Source organism: Sphingobacterium bovisgrunnientis, from assembly GCF_009829085.1.
Taxonomy (GTDB): Bacteria; Bacteroidota; Bacteroidia; order Sphingobacteriales; family Sphingobacteriaceae; genus Sphingobacterium; species Sphingobacterium bovisgrunnientis.
In genome coordinates, this window is record NZ_WUQY01000002.1 from 104,599 (window position 1) to 124,449 (window position 19,851).

General features: G+C 34.1%; 10 protein-coding genes. 3 read left to right on the top strand and 7 right to left on the bottom strand.

Going from position 1 to position 19,851, the window contains the following annotated elements:
* Positions 1–149 precede the first annotated feature (149 nt).
* Entirely contained in the window at positions 150–1,211 is a 1,062-nt protein-coding gene (locus tag GOQ16_RS01800) for an Mrp/NBP35 family ATP-binding protein (RefSeq protein ID WP_160067320.1), read from the top strand.
* A gap of 69 nt (positions 1,212–1,280) precedes the next feature.
* On the opposite strand, the gene GOQ16_RS01805 is transcribed toward GOQ16_RS01800, so the two are convergent.
* The 5 genes from GOQ16_RS01805 to GOQ16_RS01825 all read right to left on the bottom strand — a co-directional run bounded on the left by GOQ16_RS01805 (position 1,281) and on the right by GOQ16_RS01825 (position 11,893).
* Positions 1,281–2,780, bottom strand: coding sequence for a RagB/SusD family nutrient uptake outer membrane protein (locus GOQ16_RS01805; RefSeq protein WP_160067322.1), 1,500 nt, complete (start codon positions 2,778–2,780; stop codon positions 1,281–1,283).
* 4 nt (positions 2,781–2,784) lie between these two features.
* Complete coding sequence (locus GOQ16_RS01810) at positions 2,785–5,994, bottom strand: SusC/RagA family TonB-linked outer membrane protein (protein WP_160067324.1); 3,210 nt, start codon at positions 5,992–5,994, stop codon at positions 2,785–2,787.
* A gap of 611 nt (positions 5,995–6,605) precedes the next feature.
* Positions 6,606–7,256: a hypothetical protein gene (locus GOQ16_RS01815; protein WP_160067326.1), complete on the bottom strand. Its 651-nt coding sequence runs from the start codon at positions 7,254–7,256 to the stop codon at positions 6,606–6,608.
* A gap of 59 nt (positions 7,257–7,315) precedes the next feature.
* Complete coding sequence (locus tag GOQ16_RS01820) at positions 7,316–8,767, bottom strand: RagB/SusD family nutrient uptake outer membrane protein (RefSeq protein ID WP_160067328.1); 1,452 nt, start codon at positions 8,765–8,767, stop codon at positions 7,316–7,318.
* Between the two features lie 12 nt (positions 8,768–8,779).
* Positions 8,780–11,893 (bottom strand): SusC/RagA family TonB-linked outer membrane protein, encoded by a 3,114-nt coding sequence (locus GOQ16_RS01825; RefSeq protein ID WP_160067330.1) that lies wholly within the window; start codon positions 11,891–11,893, stop codon positions 8,780–8,782.
* A gap of 580 nt (positions 11,894–12,473) precedes the next feature.
* Here GOQ16_RS01825 and GOQ16_RS01830 point away from each other — a divergent pair.
* The gene (locus GOQ16_RS01830; RefSeq protein ID WP_160067332.1) at positions 12,474–13,484 is read left to right on the top strand and encodes an IS4 family transposase; all 1,011 of its coding nucleotides are present in this window, start codon (positions 12,474–12,476) and stop codon (positions 13,482–13,484) included.
* Between the two features lie 383 nt (positions 13,485–13,867).
* On the opposite strand, the gene GOQ16_RS01835 is transcribed toward GOQ16_RS01830, so the two are convergent.
* Together GOQ16_RS01835 and GOQ16_RS01840 are read right to left on the bottom strand one after the other, a co-directional pair.
* Positions 13,868–15,385 carry a RagB/SusD family nutrient uptake outer membrane protein gene (locus GOQ16_RS01835; RefSeq protein WP_160067334.1) on the bottom strand — a complete coding sequence of 506 codons (1,518 nt, stop codon included), beginning with the start codon at positions 15,383–15,385 and terminating at the stop codon, positions 13,868–13,870.
* 5 nt (positions 15,386–15,390) lie between these two features.
* Entirely contained in the window at positions 15,391–18,591 is a 3,201-nt protein-coding gene (locus GOQ16_RS01840) for a SusC/RagA family TonB-linked outer membrane protein (RefSeq protein ID WP_160067336.1), read from the bottom strand.
* 443 nt (positions 18,592–19,034) lie between these two features.
* On the opposite strand from GOQ16_RS01840, the gene trmD reads away from it, so the two are divergent.
* Positions 19,035–19,712, top strand: a complete 678-nt coding sequence (trmD, locus tag GOQ16_RS01845; protein ID WP_160067338.1) for a tRNA (guanosine(37)-N1)-methyltransferase TrmD — start codon at positions 19,035–19,037, stop codon at positions 19,710–19,712.
* The last annotated feature ends 139 nt before the right edge of the window (positions 19,713–19,851 follow it).

Consider the following 19,851-nt stretch of genomic DNA (forward strand, 5'->3'; position numbering starts at 1 on the left):
AACAAAAATAAACATTCCTAAATGTGAATGAATAAAAATATTCCTACACTTTTAAAAATACCTAGTTATCGGTACTTAATATTCAAACAAAGAAATGACAGGTTTATTTACCTTAATTCTTAGCTTTGTACTATTAGAAATTGCAAACCATGACTATTACGCAAGAACAAGTATTACATGCATTAAGTCATGTGGAAGAACCTGATTTGAAGAAGGATCTGGTTACGCTTCACATGATTCAAAATATTGAAATTTTCCCTAATAAAGTCAAATTCGACGTGGTATTAACTACGCCAGCTTGCCCTTTAAAAGGACATATTGAACACGCTTGTCGCAATGCTATCGCATTATTTATAAGCAAAGAAGTAGAAGTAGAAATCAACATGACCTCGCGAGTAACCAGTGTTGATCCAAACCAACTTAAAGGAATCAAAAATATAATCTTAGTTTCTTCTGGTAAAGGAGGGGTAGGAAAATCTACTGTCGCAAGTAATTTAGCCTTAGCCTTAGCAAGTAAAGGTGCCAAAACAGGACTTTTGGACGCAGATATTTATGGTCCATCACTGCCAATAATGTTTGGTCTTGAAGGTGCTAAACCAATGGCTTCTCAATTACCGGACGGATCTACTAAAATCGAGCCTATCGAAAAGTTTGGTCTTAAATTGCTTTCAATAGGTTTTTTTACAGATCCAAATCAGCCTATTCCATGGAGAGGACCTATGGCAACATCTGCTATCAAGCAGTTATTCAATGATGCAGATTGGGGTGAATTAGACTATTTGGTTGTTGACATGCCTCCAGGCACAGGAGATATTCACATTACAGTATCGCAAACTTACCCAATTTCAGGTGCCGTAATCGTGACAACACCACAGAATGTTGCGCTTGCTGACGCCATAAAAGGTATCGGAATGTATAAGATGGAAGGAATTAATGTTCCTATACTTGGTATTGTAGAAAATATGGCATATTTCACGCCAGCAGAATTACCTGACAACAAATATTACATCTTCGGTAAAGAGGGCGGTAGACGTTTAGCTGAAGAAAACCAAATTCCATTTTTAGGAGAAGTTCCGTTAGTAAAATCTGTAGCTGACGCTGGAGATAACGGTTTCCCAATTGTATTAGACAGCGAAGATACTATCGGAGAAGCTTACAGAAATATTGCCGGCAGAGTAGCTCAAGAATTGAGTATCTTGGCGAATAGGTAGAAATAAATTGAGCTCTGAAAAATAAATTTCAGAGCTCAATTTATAATACTACAGCAGTTTTTTTTATTGCTAGTTAATATTCGGATTATTTAATATCTCATTTTGTGGAATTGAGAAGGTGATTTTTTGCGAATTAAATGGAATAACTTCCCCTGGATTAAATAGGTGATTTGAAGCTACAGTTATTGTTTTCTTATTTCGTTTATTATACAAATAAATTTTACCCTCACCCCACAGTTCTATACGAGTTTGGAAATAAATTTCATTCTTCAATGCATTCCCAGATAGAGAGGAAAGATAATTAACATTATCCTTTCTTAGCTCAACTAATTTTTTCAACGAATTAATAGCAGCAATATCCTGTCCTAAATTAGCATTTGCTTCTGCATTCAAAAGATAAAACTCATCTACACGCATATACAATAAATCTGTTGTCACAGGTAATTGTCCATCCCATACACGAGCAGGATCGAATAATTTATAAATAGGTAATAACGCTGAAGCATGAAATTGTTTTTTTCGTATATCATCAGTAGGAATAGCGTCATATAGATCCTCACTTATAATTTTAGCATCTCCAGATGATGCATAACTATACGTATAATAATCCATATGACCCCACCAAGAATCCAACGCAACATTACTTTCTGCTGTTAAATCAGTTCCCCACATCCAACTAGGAGTAGCTAAATTATTAAAGCCTGACTCAGGATTAGTAACTACTCCACCTTGTATTATAGCCGCAGTTTCGCCTTTTGTTGTTAGCGGATGTCCTGAATTTGTAATAATATCATTAGTTAATGTTACTACCTCTTGCCAATCTGCATTTGTACCTCTTGCCATTAGTGCATAACTTAACAGACCTTGTGCTACAGACTTACTAATTTGAGATTTCGAAGATCTTGAAAAAGTTTCAAGGTTTGTTATTGCCGATCTAAGATCTTGAATAATAAATTCATAAACATCTTTTGAGGCTGAGAGAGGTTTGTCCGCCTCGGTAGCAGATTTATACAATGGAATTAACAATTCATTCCCGGTACCATAACCTTCTTTACCATATAATTGTGCAAGATAAAAATAAGCATATGCACGCATAGCTTTAGCTTGCCCCATAACATGTTTACTAGCATCATCGGATAGAATAGCATCGGATCCTCCTAAAATATCAATAATTGAATTAGCAGCACGTATTACTCTATAATAATAACGCCAAGGCATATATGAACCATTACTAGTAAAATCCACAGTAGGCTGAAATCTAGAAATGGCAACAAACCATCCATAGTTATCTCCCTCCATGACCATATCAGTAGATAGTAAATCCATGCTTATGTCATACGATTTTTGACCAAAGTCGTCATCTCCTGTTGTCCCCCCTGATTCAGGTGCAAACATTAACGCATACAAACCTAGAACACTAGAATTAAGAGTATTAGGGTCCTTACTAACTACTTCTGCCAAATCTTTCTCAGAAATCACATCAGTGGGTGTTTTTTCTAAAAAATCTTTACTGCAAGCTGTTAACAGAACAGCCGATAGTATGAATATATTTAAAATATTATTTTTCATTGTTTTAAAATTTAGCTCTTAAACCAAAAGAGAATGTTGATAATGGTGCATAAGTATACATACTTGTACTTCCCGCCTCTGATACCATTGGATTGAAACCTTTACGCTTAGTTGTCAAATAAAGATTATCACCAGACGCCCAAACACTTAGCCCATCAAAACCAAATGAACGCGTGAAATTTTGATTGAAATTATAGGCTAATCGAACATTATTCAATGCTAAATAATCTGCTTTTGTTAAAAATCTACTTGACGCAGAAGCTACATTAGCATCCTGATTATTTGATATTCTCGGTACATCTGTAATATCACCTGCTTTTTGCCATCTATTTAAAATATCAGAGTGCCAATTATTACTTCCAATAGTTCCATTAGCCATCAAATTTGCATAAGCACCATCATATGCATATCCACCTAAACTATATAAGAACTGTGCATTAAAATTAAGCCCCTTATAACCTGCCGCTAAATTAAATGCACCACGAATCTTGGGAATAGCTGACTTATTAATGTATTTTATTGTTGCTTGTTGATAAACTTTAGTTTCTCCAACTAGAATCTCATCGTTATTAACATTTTCAAATGCAGATAATGAAACTATTCCTTGATCAATAGAATTGTCAAAAACCCCGTCACCATTTTTATCTATAAAATGAACTGCCCAAGTCGATCTTCCATCTTCGGAATCAACACCTACAAAATCTCTTAAATAAAAATCATATATGGATCGACCTTTTGACCATCCATAAGGAGATTGCGGATCCAAAATTTTTGGTAATCCTGTAGAGGGTTCTATAGGCATTTTTTTAAGTTTATTTTTAAAAACTTCGCCATTTACTCCTATGTCAAGGAAAAAGTCCTGATTTTTTAATAAATGTGCAGTAAGATCAAACTCAAAGCCTCGATTTTGTAATTCGCCATCATTAACAGTTATTAAACCATATCCATTTGAGGGTCCTACTCGGCGATCAAAAATTAAATCAGTAGTATTCTTAATATAATATTCAAAAGATCCTGTCAAATATCTTCCAATTTCGAAATCTACACCAGTTTGAAACATTTTTGCTTTCTCCCATGTTAAATCTGGGTTACCAATATTTGGCGCACCTATAGCTGCTAAATCATCCAAATTGGAAAGAGGGTACGTAATCAAGCCAGGGTAATAAGCTCCTACTGATTGGTCTCCAATTACACCATAACTCATTTTTACTTTTAAATAATCAAATAAATTCTGATCATTCATAAATTCTTCTTTAGAAATTACCCAACTACCACCTATTGATCCAAAAGTACCCCATTTTTGATTTATAAATCTTGAAGACCCATCACGACGCAAACTTCCTGACAGATAATATTTATTACTATAATCATAATTAACTTGCCCAAAGAAACTCTCGACAGAAAAACCCTCCTCGTATGATGAAAAAGGAAACGTTACAACTGCATTATCAAACTCCTCAGAGTCATCTCTTACAAGCTGTCTTTTTGAGCCTGACAGTACATTATTAGAAAAATCTTGCACTTCGTGAGCAGCTAACACCTCAATATTATTCAACTCATTTATTGCCTTTCTATAACGTAATAAATTCAACAATGTGTAAGAGAAAGTTTCTGTTCTAGTTTGGGATATGGCACCATTAGTAGAAAACGAATTTCCATAAAATTTACTATTTCTCGATACATTTTTATTATGAAAATAGTTTATTCCTAGAGAGTTCTCAAAAGTCAAACCATCTATAATATTAAAATTTAAATAGGCTCTACCATTTACTTCATTTCTATAAGCTCTGCGCAATCCATATGTAGCATCAGCTAATGAATTAGTAGAATTAGCGAAACGTCTTTGAGTAGCTCTACCGTAATCATACAGATATCCTCCATAAATCGGGTCTGGGATTTTTTCTCCATCCTCATCTCTTTCAAATAAAGGAAAAATTGAAGGTATATTATCCATAAACCAAAAGATACTACCCGAATCATTTGATTGACCACTATTATTTCTTGTTGTACGCGCGAAAGATAAATTGACACCAGCATTCAACCAAGGCTTAACTTTATTATCTAAGTTGACACGACCAGATAATCGCTCAAAATCTGATTTTATAGAGTACCCCTTATCTGTTAGATACCCCAATGATGTATAGTAATTGCCTGTTTCTGTAGAACCGCCCATTTTTATATTGTAATCAGCTCTAAAGGCATTCTGAAAGGCATAGTCCTCCCAGTTTTCAGGGTCAAATTTTCTTGTAACTCCTGCCCTAACTGATTTAGTTACTGGATCAATTAATTCTGCAGCAGTAGCCACATTCCACAAATTACTAGCAGCATTAATTCCTGCTGAAGAAAATAACCTAGCATTAGCATATGCCACAGGATCTGCATTATTGATTATATTTCCGTGATTATACAGAGCTTCCCAACTTAATCCTATATATGTCTCAGGCGACTTAATTACATCATAACGAGGAATTAAAGCAGCATTTGTTCCCAGATTAACATCAGCTTCAACAAAAGCCTTTTTACCACGACCAGATTTCGTAGTGATTACAATTACACCATTTGCACCTCTAGATCCATAAATAGCAGTAGCAGCACCATCTTTCAAAACAGTAGAAGATTCTATGTCTTGTGGATTAATCGAAGTCAGATTTCCTGTATAAGGCACACCATCAACCACATATAATGGCGCACGATTTCCATTAACAGAACCAAAGCCACGAATCCGAATTGTTGCAGCTGTACCAGGTTGACCAGTCGGGTTAACAACAGTTACGCCGGCAACTTCACCTGCTAAAGCTTGAGAAATATTAGATACATTTTTACGTTCAAGAGTTTCAATTGTGATTTTCTTCGCCGATCCTGTGAAAGCTTCTTTTGTGGTACTGCCATAACCAACAATAACCACCTCTTCCAATGCTTGATCACCACCTTGCAAAACAATCGATAAATTTGTGGAATTTCCGATAGAAACTCTCTGCGTTGTGTATCCAATATAAGATACATTTAATGTTGAGCCAGATGGCGCAGAAATTTTGAATCGACCTAATTCATCTGTTTGTGTGGCAGTATTAGAACCAACAACTGAAATAGATGCTCCACTTATTGGAGTTCCATCTGTTGACGTAACTAAACCACTCACTTCTTTGGTTTGGGCAAATGAAATGCTGGAGATGCAAGCCATAGCAAACACTGTACTGAGTAACTTTTGCTTCATAAGTTATAGTTTTTGTTAGTAAATAAACCATTATCAAATTTTGGTAAAATGATTATGTTATGCGAACATAACTATTTTAATTTGAAATGTTAAAAAATTTAACATTTCAAATTAAAATATAAACTAAAAAAAACTTATAAAAAATATAAGCAAATAATAACTTAAAACTTTTTTCTCAAAACTTTTTAAGCAAAACTTTTTAAGCAAAACTTAAATTGAAATAATTATGAATAATATACTTAGCCTTGAAATAAATCAACAAAATAGATCATTTAAGACACTATATTAGTAATATTTATGAAAATGAATTTTCAGGAATTTTATATATAGCAACACAGATAAATCAAACCTTTACTTCTATTTTAGCAATTTCACCAATAAAGACATGATTTAATTTATTATTTAATTCAGACACATTAGCCTGTAAATAAAATTGATAAAAGAGATTCCAAATAAAAGTTCTTCATAGGAAAAATTATGAATACCCAAATACAACAAGAATAAGCATCAAATATTAAGCCCTCATGATTAACCTTATTAATTGACTTTCTGAAGCGACCATTCTGTGAAAATTGTTAATTTAAACAATTGAATCATATTAATTTAAGAATTTATAATTTAGAAAGCAGTTGATGTTTTAGTAAAAGAATTGTGGCTTCATTCAATCCTTCTTTGTTTATTTTAAAATACGATTTAATAATGTCAGTTTTTGAAGGAAAAATTTTTATAAATGAATTTTGTTTTCCGTCAAATGGGTACAGTTTATTATCTTTATAAATAAAATACTGATCCTTATTTCTCTTATATTCTGAGGGTACACCCTCTTCGTATGTATTTCTGGCTGGCTTAGCCTTTATGTAGTTTATACTTATTACTTTTGTAATCCTAATTTGATTTGTATCTGCTAAAATCTGATGATATTGCAATTTGTTGTTGTTATCAATTAATAAATAATTAATAAACTCATTTGAAACCCTTGTTGTAGCTTCCTTACTTAATTCTATAATATTATTATTATCAGCTTTATATTCCATCAAATCTTTAAGTGCATTATATCTTATCAAATACTTTTTGTCACTTCCGTTAACAGAATAAAGCTTAAAATCATCAACATATTTTGAACCCTTAACTTCTGTATCAGTACTACCTAGCGGTCTACCGAAAACCAAAAAAGAATTTACCCCTTCTTGATATCTAATCTGTGTAAAGCAAGTCAAACTATTGACCATCAATAAAATTAATAAATAGATATACTTTCTCATTATAATAAGATTAAAGTAAAAAGGACAGTATTATAACATACTGTCCTTTATATTTTTAATTATTCATATCCTTCGTTTTGTTGTATCAATTGATTTGCTAATCTTTCTTCATTAGGAATTGGTAATACAAATCTAAAATCATTTGCTGGCAAAGTTGCAGTTGCAGGAGTAGGTGCATCAGCCGTTGCACGCTGTACAGGTAGCCCTCTACGCTTTAAATCCCAAAAACGGTGCCCCTCGAAAGCTAATTCTTTATATCTCTCATTCATTATTGCTTGGATAATTAAATCTTTAGAAGCAAATGATTGATTAACATATCCATTTATTCGAGCTGCTCTTAAAGTATTAAGGTCTGATTCAGCACTATTAGCACCATTAACCAATCCATCCTCAGCACGAGCCTCAGCCCTAATTAAATACATTTCAGCTGTTCTAAAAACTTTTAGATCATTCACATTTTCATTAGCAGAAGCATATTCACCTCCAGCATATTTCTTTACAATCTTAGATGGCTTACCTTGAACTGAAGCCAAGATTGGTTCATCTATCAAATAGTTTTCAAAGCGAATATCGTTAACTTGATCAAAAGAATCCCATAATTTGCTCGATGGCACCCAAGAAATAGAACCTGGAGCCTGTAGTACACCATTTACTCTAGTGAATAACCCTCTATAAATACTTCCTAATCTTGTATTTGATACAGTTTTTGCTATTTTAAAGCCAACCTCAGCATTATTTGTATCCTTCCAGATACCAGGAAACTCTGTCTTTGTGGCAAGTGGTTTAGCATTTATATATTCAGTAGAATATGTAATAGCATCTTTCCAATTGCGCATATATAAAGCAACCCTAGCTTGTAAACCCACCACTGCTAAACGACTCGCTCTATATACATCAGTAGATGTTGCTGGCAACAAAGTTTTTGCTTCTGTAATATCAGCAAGAATCTTTTGAAAATATGTATCCATATTTTCTCTAGCCTTTGGCTCCAGAGATGGTTCAGTCATATAAATCATGCCTAACCCACTAGGATCGTAATTTTTACAGTAATACCTAAATAATTCAAAATGTGCAAAAGCCCTTAAAAATAATGCCTCCCCTTTTATAATTGACTTTTTAGCCTCATCTGTAGACGCCTCTGAAACCGCATTTGGTAATGCTATAAAGATCCTATTCACACGATCGATTACTCTATACAAAGGATCAACAGCAGTATAGCTATCTCTAATACCTATGTCATCTGCCGCAAATTGCCACTCATGTGTTGTTTGAGCATTATAAAAATCACCAGCTTTTAATTCATCAGAAAAAACCCCATTCAATCTTACCGCCATGTCGGCATCGTAAGACGAATATGCACCCATCAATAATGACTCATTATTACTTACAGTTCTAAGAGCAATATCACCTCCTAAGAAATCAGTTTCTTTGATTTCTAATAAATTATTACAAGAGGTTGAAAGAAATAGAATGGATGCAATAGTATATATTTTAAGAAAATTCCTTTTCATCACTTTATTCTTTTAAAATTTAAAATCAATACCAAAAACAAACATTCTTGGATTTGGATATTCAACTAAACTAATATTATTGTTATCCTCTGGATCAGTACCTGCCCAAGGACTCCACACAGCCAAATTATATGCATTAAAGTATAAATTTGCACCTTTAACTACAGTATTTCCTGCATATTTTATCTCTGGCAAACTATAAGCTACATTAAGATTTCTTAGACGTAAAAATTTAGCGTCTTGCAAATCAGAATTTGTAAAGCCTTTTGCATAAGCCGGGCTTGGGAAAAACTTATTATCACCAGGCTTCAACCACTGATTGTCAATTAATTCTCTAGATTGAGTTATCGCACCTGTATTACCTCTAGTTCCATCCGTTATCCAGTTACGCACATTATTACTTCTTACTACATCAAATTGATAAGAAAACAATAATCCTACAGAAAATCTTTTATACCTAAAGTCCGCATTGAATCCTCCTACATGTTTAGGTAGATAAGTACCAAAATCAGCAAATCTTCCCGCTTCTGCTAATGCATAAACTTTAGTCGTACCATCTTGAGCATAATAAGTAGGACGTCCGTTATCAGGATTTGCCCCTAAATAATTATATGTATAATGCGAACCATATGGTAATCCCTTTCTGATGATAAACGTTCCTAATTCATATTCAGAAACAAGGCCTAAATCTTCAATTTTGTTAATATTTATAGCATGATTTAACCCTAGTGAAACATCGAAATCTTGATTTCTAACAACATCCACAGCTAATAATGCTTCAATACCTTTGTTAGACATCTTACCGGCATTTATTGCCATATTATTAAAGCCAGTCGTATTGCTCAATGGCTGGTTAACAAATAAATCGTTAGTCATTTCTTTATAAACATCCAACGTCAAACGAGCTCTACTATCCCATGTTGCAAAATCAACTCCAATATTTGTCTTATTTACAGTTTCGATTTTCAGATTAGGATTACCGGGAGTTGAAGGACCTAAACCAGGAAGTGTAGAACCAGAATATGATGAAGAGCCAAAAGATGGTATTTGAGCTGATAAATAATTTGGAACGCTAAATCCATTAACAGCGTAACTATTAACTGTTATACTACCAATATTTGGAGTCTGACCATATGTAGCACGTAATCTCAAATCATTTACAAAACCTAAATCTTCGATAAATGACTCTTTAATAGCGTTCCATACAAGACCTGTAGACCAAGTAGTAATCTCTCGATTATCGATATTAACAATTCTAGATGTACCATCTCGACGGATATTTGCATTAATTAAATACTTGTCATTATACGCGTACTCAGCTGTACCGAAATACGAACGAATACCATATCCAGATCTTGCACTAGTAGAATTTTGTGCCATTGAAGCTGCACCATTAGTTGGCAATGGATTCGCTCCTTGACCTGTCCAAGGTAAAGAAGGATTAAGATTATATAATACAAAGCCCATACCTTTATTATATACACGAATACCTTCAAAATATGCACCCGCTCTTACAGCATGAACATCAGCGAAAGTTTTACTATAATTTAAACTTGATGTATTAATAAGCTGCGCATTAACCATACTTGCTTCTCTGACAAAACCCTTATTATAAGTTTGTACAGATCCGCGATAAGAGTCCGGGTTAATATAGTATTCATACAGATTATTATCAGCATCCAGACCAGTTGTGTTTCTAAGAACTAAATCATCTGTTAATTTAAACGCAAGAGTTAGACCAGTGTTGATTTTCCATTTTTTCTCTGTCCAACGCGAATTTTCTGCTGTTTCTATTAAGTTGGCTAAAGCTTTTGGGTTTAAGTTGGTACTTCCCCCTCCAAAATTTAAATCACCATTTGCTAAATATGGATTTTCATATGGTCTAGCTCTATAAATCATTTGGAATGGATTTAATGTACTATTTCCCCATGAATCGCCTATAGCATTGTTTTGAATACCATATGATAGGTTACTATTCCATTTTAAAGTGAAACGTCCCTTATCATACCCCATGTTAAAACGTCCCGAATACCGATCATAATCAGAAGTTTTATCAATACCTTCTTGAGAAAAATATCCCAAACTAGAAAAATATGTAATATTATCAGCCCCTCCCTGAAGATTTATCTCATAATTTTGAGACAATCCATTTCTAAACAATATATCCTTAATATCTGAATTAATGTTACGAGTACTATCAAGTTTCCTTGCATACTCATCTTTTTGAGCTTGAGACAGATTTGCGTTAGCTGGATTTAAAGGACTATAATACCAGCCCGGTACATTAGAAAAATTAGCATTAGTTGATTGTGTTATGACACCTGTACGCTCTTCATATGCTAGTAACTCTGCTGTATTCATCAAATTAAGCCTATCAAAATTCGGTGGAGCAGTTGATCCCAATTGTGTTCTGAATGTAATATCAGATTTACCCTTTTTACCCGACTTTGTGGTAATAACAATAACTCCTACCCCCCCTCTGGCACCATATAAAGCTGCAGCATTTGCATCTTTTAGAACTGTAACAGATTCAAAATCATTTTGATTTAAGCTTTCTAATCCTGAAACCGGAATACCATCTACAATATATAAAGGTTGAGCACCAGCTCCTTGTATAGATTTAATACCCCTAATAGTGATTGTCGCGCCATTACCTGGTTGACCTGACCCTGAGTTTGCAAGAACACCTGGCAATCTTCCTTGCAAATTTTGAGTAATATTTGCTACAGGCTTATTTTCGACTTCTTTTGGTCCAATAGTTGCCGCAGCTCCCGCAAAGTCCGATTTTTTTACAGTGCCATATCCAGTTATCACTACCTCTTCTAAAGCTTGATCTCCTGGAGTAAGTACTATGGACAAATTTGCAGACCCGCCAATAGATACACGTTGAGAAATGTATCCGATATAAGATACACTTAACGTGGCACCTGAACTAACGGAAATTCTGAATCGACCTGATCCATCTGTTTGAGTTGCAGTATTTGTCCCAACCACCGAAATAGAAGCCCCACTAATTGGAGTTCCATCAGATGATGTAACCAAACCACTCACCTCTCGAGTTTGCGCAAATGACATGCTTGTTACACAAGTCATTGCAAACATTGCACTGAGTAACTTTTGTTTCATAAGTTTTTGTTTTTGTTTAGTAATTGTTAGTGTTGTCAATACAACTTTTATTCACAATTCATTTGGTACTATGCAAACATATAAAAAAATATTTTACACTTTTTAACACTTCAATAAAAGATTTTAAAAATATTGTATTGGTTATTTTATTTTCAACAAAAATACTTTTGATTTACTTTTAAAACATTTTAAAGAAATTGAATGACAATAAAAAATATTAAAAAGTAACGAAATTGAATGTAAACATTAAAATTATGAATAAACAATTTATCAAGTTATTGCTGTCAAAAATGAGCACAAATAAATGGATTTATTTCATAAATAAAGCCAAACAACTATTTCATTCATTACACTGATTTTTAATAGTTAGGGCACTATCGTTTTGATAATATTCAACAAGCAACACTTAACTAGTTTAATGTTTTCAAGACTAGAATTCTATTTATGCTACCTATAGCTAGTAAAACTGAAAAGGAGTAATCCTATTTAGAACCAGAGGCGTCCTAAATAAGGGAAAAATGGCGGTGGTTTAATATAGCAAGGATTGCTATATTTATTTCGCTAAAATATAACTACCGCCATGGTAAATATAAACGTATTTTCTCAGATATTAGGTCTAGTAGACCGTGACATTTTTAATAAATTGGTTCAACAATATCAGTCCGATAAACACCATAAAGGAATTAATAGTTGGACACATTTTGTGAGTATGCTTTTCTGCCATCTTTCCTCCGCAGATTCCGTTCGTGACATTTCTAATGGTCTCCGTAGTACTACAGGAAACATGAGCCATATGGGAATTTCCAGAACACCTAGCAAGTCGAACTTATCTTACATCAACAAACATCGTAATCATGGCATATTCCGTGATTTGTATTATAGACTTTTGGATGATTTGTGGCGTAAAGATTCACCAAGACGCGCCGAGCTTAACAGACTCAAACGTAAAGTATATCTCATGGATGCTACTATTATTCCCTTATGCTTAAGTGTATTTGACTGGGCTAAATTCCGCAGTGCTAAGGGAGCTATTAAACTTCATACTATACTTGATTATGATGGCTGTATGCCCAGTTTTGTGCATATCACAGATGGTAAACAACATGAATCTAAAATCGCCAAGACCATTTCATTTCCTAAGGGCTGTGTGGTGGTTGTGGATAGAGGCTACGTTGATTATGCTTGGATGAACGTTTTGGACAGCACCCAGAGCTTTTTTGTCACACGCAGTAAGAGCAATATGAAATATACTGTGGTGAGATCAGTTCAAAGTGAAGCACTCAAAGAAAGCGGAGTTATTCAGGATCAGATCATTGAGCTTGATGGGGATGCTAAAAAGCACTATCAAGGAAAGAAAATGCGTCTAGTTCGCTTTTGGGACAGCATAAATAATGCTGAATATGAGTTCTTAACAAATAATTTCACCTGGAAAGCATCAACAGTAGCGGCCTTATATAAGGAAAGATGGGAGATTGAAACTTTCTTCAAACATCTTAAACAGCGTCTGAAAGTAACCAGTTTTGTAGGGACCTCAGAAAATGCCGTCTACATCCAAATTTGGACTGCATTAATAGGTTATACTACTCTTTAAATACATTCAAAAGAAGGCTAAATACGATTGGAACTTATCTAATCTGGTGAACTTTATTCGCTTGAATATATTTGTGAAGATTGATCTCTAGAAATGGGCAAACGATCCATTCTTTTCTGGTAAACCTGCTGATAGAATTGGGCAATTCAAGCTCTTTTAAAGTCAATACTGGGGATATAATTTGATTTTTTATCAAAAGCTTTCTTAATTCATAAAAGAAGGTAGGTTTTGCACGTACTAAATTTTATTTAGGACAGTAATGATTTAGAACAATATTCCATAAGATCAAAAGTACTCATACATATAAAAAATTTATAGGCTAAATATTCAACTAAAAAGCCCATAAGTATACACTTATGGGCTTTCTTTAGCATTTGTATTGACTATTTATTCAAATTAGGATTGTTTAATTCTTCTGATTGAGGAATCAAAAATGTCAATTTTGGATCATTGTAATTGAAAGTTGTATTTTCGTAGAACAAGTGATTAGATCCTCTTGTAACCTTTTCTTTATTTCTTTTCAACGATAAGTATGATTTACCCTCACCCCAAAGTTCGATTCTAGTTTGTAAGTAAATCTCTTTCAATAACGCTTGACCAGTAAGATTATTCACATAAGCGTAATCAGCAGCATTAGCGAATCTGTTTTCAAGGATTAAATTCAATGATGCTTTTGCAGCAGATTCATTACCTAATTTTGCATTTGCTTCTGCATTCAATAATAGAATTTCCTCGAAACGCATATAAACATAATCTGTTACAATATAACGTTGACCATCTACTCTTCTCTCAGGCGCAAAAAACTTGTTTATTGGCCAATAATCTTCGTCAAATTGTCCTTTACGCACATCGCTATCTTTGATTGTTTCGAACAAACTATTATCAATGATTTTAGGGTCCCCTGCAGATGCATAACTATAAGTAAATAAATCTACTTGTCCCCACCATGATACCAAGTCAAGGTCACTTGCTAATGTCAGGTCTACACCCCACATCCAGCTAGGAGTCGCTACATTATTGAATCCCGACTCTGGGTTTAGTAAAGCTCCATCTTCATCTAACTGAGCAACAACTTCATTAGCAGTAGTAACTTTAAATTTATTACTAGCTATTATTTCATCAGTAATAGTGACAACATTTCTCAAATCTTCATTTGTACCTCTTGCTGACAATGCATAAGATAACAAACCTTGCGCTACCGATTTATCAATAGCATGTTTAACAGTTCCTCTATTAAACGTAGCAAGCAACTCCACCGATTCAGTCAAATCATTAATAATTAAATCATAAACTTCTTTAGTCGTTGATTTTGGATTATTAGCAGTAGCCATGGAAGTGTAGATTGGCAAAACCTTTTCATTACCTGTACCATATCCTTCACGAGAATATAGGTTAACAAGATAGAAATAAGCATAAGCACGCATTGCCTTAGCTTGTCCCATCATATGTTGAGCCACTTGATTTGTTAATTCTGCATCATTACCACCCAAAGTTTCAATAACATTATTTGCATTGAAAATAACAGAATAGTAATATCTCCAAGGTGTGTAAGCTTGGTTCACCGTATAATTTTCAGTAGCTGTTAAGTTGGCAATATTCAAATACCAACCGTAATTATCACCACCCAAAACCATATCGCCTGATAATAGGTCAGAAAAGATATCATAGCCTTTTTGACCAAAATCATCATGCCCAGTTGTACCACCACTACCTGTTTCATACATTTTAGCGTATAAACCCGCTAAATAGCCATCAAGAATAGATGGGTCTTGCTGAGATAAATCTACAAGTTGTTCTGTAGAAATTTGCTCAGAAGGATATTTCTCTAGAAAATCTTTGCTACAGCTCGAAAAGCTTAATGCTGCTGCAGCCAGTATTATCGTATATAATTTATTTTTCATTAGTATTAAAATTTAGCTCTTAAACCAGCAGAAATTGTTGATAATGGAGAGTATCTGTACATATTAGAGTTACCAGCCTCAGCAGTTGAAGGATAGAATCCTTTACGAGCTGACTTGTACCATAAGTTATCAGCTGACACCCAAACACCTAGGTTTTTCAATCCCATAACAGACACCAAACTTTTGTCAAAATTGTATCCTAAACGAATATTGTTAAGTGACAAGTAATTTGCCTTTGTTAAAAAGCGTGTAGAACTTGAACTCACGTTTTGATCAGTTGTAGCATTGTTAGAAATACGAGGTACATCCGTAATGTCACCTGGTTTTTGCCATCTATTTAAGATATCCGAATGCCAATTGTTACCACCTACTGTACCATTACCCATCAAACCTGCGTAAGCTGCATCATAAGCATAACCACCGAAAGAATATAACATTTGAACAGATAGATCAAAGTTTTTGTAACCTGCTCTCAAGTTTAATGCACCTCTCAATTTGGGAACAGCAGATTTACCTGTATAAAATTGAGTTGCTTGAGAATACGTTTTAGTTGTACCTTCTTTGATTTCATCTTGATTTGGATTCTCAAATTGATTCAAAGAAGCAATTTGCTCTCCTGCATCAAATTGACCATTTGCATTATTGTCCGTATAGAACACTTTCCAAGTGCTTCTTCCATCATTAGGGTCTACACCAGCAAAATCTCTTATGTAAAAATCATAGATTGAATGACCTTCTGCCCAACCATAGTTCCCTTGAATATCCAATATTTTTGGTAATTCAGTAGAAGGATCGATAGGCATCTTAGTAATCTTATTTTTGAAAGTCTCACCAATAATCGATAAGTCTAAATAGTAATCACTATTTTTCAAGATATGACCTGTCAAATCAAATTCTAAACCTTGGTTTCTTAGATTTCCGTCATTTACACGAACCATAGCAAAACCGATTGAAGGTCCTATACGTCTGTCAAATATTAAGTTTGATGTGTTCTTTAAATAGTATTCAACATTACCTGTCAAATAGTTACCTAATCTGAACTCAACACCTGTTTGGAACATTTTAGATGTTTCCCAAGTCAAGTCTGGATTACCTTTTGTATCAAATGAAAAGGCAGGCTTGTCATTAACATTTACAATGTTAAATTTATCATAACCTGGATAATATCCTACACCACCTTGATCTCCAATAACACCATAAGAAGCTTTTAATTTCAAGAAATCGATAGCATCAATATTCATGAATTCCTCATTTGAGACAACCCATCCAGCACCAATAGCACCAAAAGTACCCCATTTGTTATTCAAGAATCTCGACGAACCATCACGACGAACACTACCTGATAACAAGTATTTTCCATCATAATCATAATTCACTTGCCCGAAGAAACTCTCTAACGCATATGAATTAGTATATCCTGAATTTGGATTTGTAACAATCACATTGTTGAAATCCAAAGAGTATGGATCTACCAATTGATTACCCGAAAGAATAGTATTTTGTACTTTAAATTCACTTGACTCGTGAGCCACCAATGCCTCAAAGTTATGAGAAGCGAATGATTTTTTGTAACGCAACAAGTTCAAAATGTTATAAAAATTCATTTCTGAATTATTTTTATACAATGAACCGTTTGTCGAAGCCGCAGAGCCAAAGAATTTGTCATTCTTAGATACATAGTTATTGTTGTAATATTGATATCCAAATGAATTTTCAAATGTTAATCCATCTACAATATTAAAATTCAAATAACCTCTACCATTCAATTCACTTCTGTTGTGACGATCAACACCGTAAGTTGCATCAGCGATTGAGTTAGTTAAAGCGCCAAATCTTCTGTTTTGACCATAGTCAAATTCGTAACCACCATATATAGTGTTTTCAATTTTGCTACCATCAGCATTTCTTGTAAACAATGGATAGATTGAAGGAATATTATCCACAAACCAGAAAATACTTCCAGAATCTTCTGATTGTCCATTGTTATTTCGCTCCGACTTCGATAAATTTAGATTCAAACCAACATTCAACCAAGGCTTAACTTTATGGTCAATGTTTACGCGAGCAGAGAAACGCTCAAAATCTGAATTAATTGAATATCCTTTATCCCCTAAGTATCCGTATGAAGTAAAATAGTTTGTCTTATCAGAAGAACCACCAAACTTAACATTCACATCTGTACGAGTAGAATTTTGGAAAGCGTAATCTTCCCAATTTTCAGGATCGAATTTACGCGTTGCAGAAGACAATACTGTTCTTGTAGCAGGATCTATTAATTCAGATCCGTTTGTTACATTCCAAATATTTAATTTTCCTGCTCCCGCACTCACAATTTGTCCATTTGCGTAGGTTGTAGCCTGTTCATTAGTGTAACCACCAATAATCTGCGCATAGTTGTATAAACCTTCCCACGCTAAACCTGCGTATTGTTCTGGACTTTTAATTACATCATAACGAGGCAATAAAGCCATATTTGATCCAACATTAACATCAGCTTCGATAAATGACTCTTGACCACGACCATTTTTTGTAGTTATAACAATTACACCATTCGCACCACGAGAACCGTAGATAGCTGTAGCTGTTGCATCCTTCAAAACGGTTACAGAAGCAATATCAGAATTGTTGATAGATGTTAAATTCCCAGAATAAGGAACTCCATCTACAACATATAATGGATCTCTATTACCATTTACAGAACCAAAACCACGAATACGAACGGTAGCAGCTGTACCTGGCTGACCTGAACCATTAACGACCTGAAGACCTGCTACTTCACCAGCAATTGCTTGGGAAATGTTAGATACGTTCTTTTGTTGTAAGTTTGCGCCATCAACTTTCTTAGCTGATCCTGTGAACGCCTCTTTAGTCGTGCTTCCATAACCTACTACTACTACTTCTTCTAATTCTGTATCATCTGCTTGCAATACAATTGAAATTATAGAAGAATTGCCAACACTCACTCGTTGTGTAATATAGCCAATAGAGGAAGCACTTATAGTAGCACCAGGAGCTGCAGATAAAGTAAAACTTCCAGATGCATCAGTTTGAGTTGCTGTTGAAGTACCTACTACGGAAATAGAAACACCACCTATTGGAGATCCATTCGCTGCAGTTACTTTACCACTCACTTGACGTTCTTGTGCATACGATGAACTTGCAATGCAAGCTACCGCAAACATAGTACTGAGTAACTTTTGTTTCATGTGTTTATTAATTGTTTTAAAATATTTACAAACTAAATTGTATATACAACTTTTAAGAGGAGAATAGACGGTAGACTATTATCTATTAATGAATTGCATACAATGTGCCTTTCATTAATTTAGAATAAATAAATAGTTAGTTGTGAAAATTCTGTTTAACATTATTTAACAGAATGGAAGGCAAATGTATAATATAGAAGTTGTTATTGCAAGTTTTTCAATAAAAAATATAGATGGTTAAGATTAATCAACAAATAACCACACATAACTATTAAATATTCAACAAATAAATAAAGTGGCAATCATTCGATAAAAGCTAACTTTAACAGAATTTAATTTTGAACACCATTGTATTAACAAAATATTAAGATTAAAAATCTACTGTCACAAAACTGTAAAGAGATACTTTCCCATTTCAATACAATGTTTTCTATCTTTGCAAAATGAGATTTGATATCATCACCGTATTACCATCATTACTAGAGAGTCCCTTTGCGCATTCCATTCTTCAGCGTGCCCAAAAAAAAGGAATCGCAGAAATTCATGTCCATAATCTTCGTGATTATGCCGTTAATAAACAAAAGTCTGTGGACGACTACCCCTACGGAGGAGGATCTGGTATGGTTATGCAAATTGAACCTTTTGCATTATGCATTGAAAAATTACAAAGCGAAAGAGATTATGATGACATAATTTATATGACCCCAGATGGTGTCACTTTAAATCAAAGTATTGCAAATGATTTATCCACTAAAGGAAATATTATCATCCTATGTGGTCATTATAAAGGTATAGATCAACGCATCCGCGATGTATTCGTTACAAAAGAAATTTCTATTGGGGATTATGTACTTTCTGGTGGTGAATTACCAGCGGCTATTGTTGTTGACGCTGTAGTACGATTAATACCTGGTGTGTTATCGGATGAGACTTCTGCGCTTTCAGACTCATTTCAAGATGGGTTATTGGATGCACCGATCTATACCCGACCCGCAGAATGGCGAGGATTTCGTGTACCAGATATCTTATTGAGCGGAAATGAAGCAAAAATCAACGAATGGCGTGACGAACAGCAGCTTGTAAGAACAAGGGAAAGAAGACCTGATTTATTAAATGATTAAACATTCATAAGTTTTGTTATTTTTTTTTCAATTTTTGTTTGAATATATAAAATTAATTACAATATTTGTATCGTTAATGCAAACGATTGTTACATATCAGTATTGGTGGTGGCCTGAAGCTATAAGCATCGGGAACTAG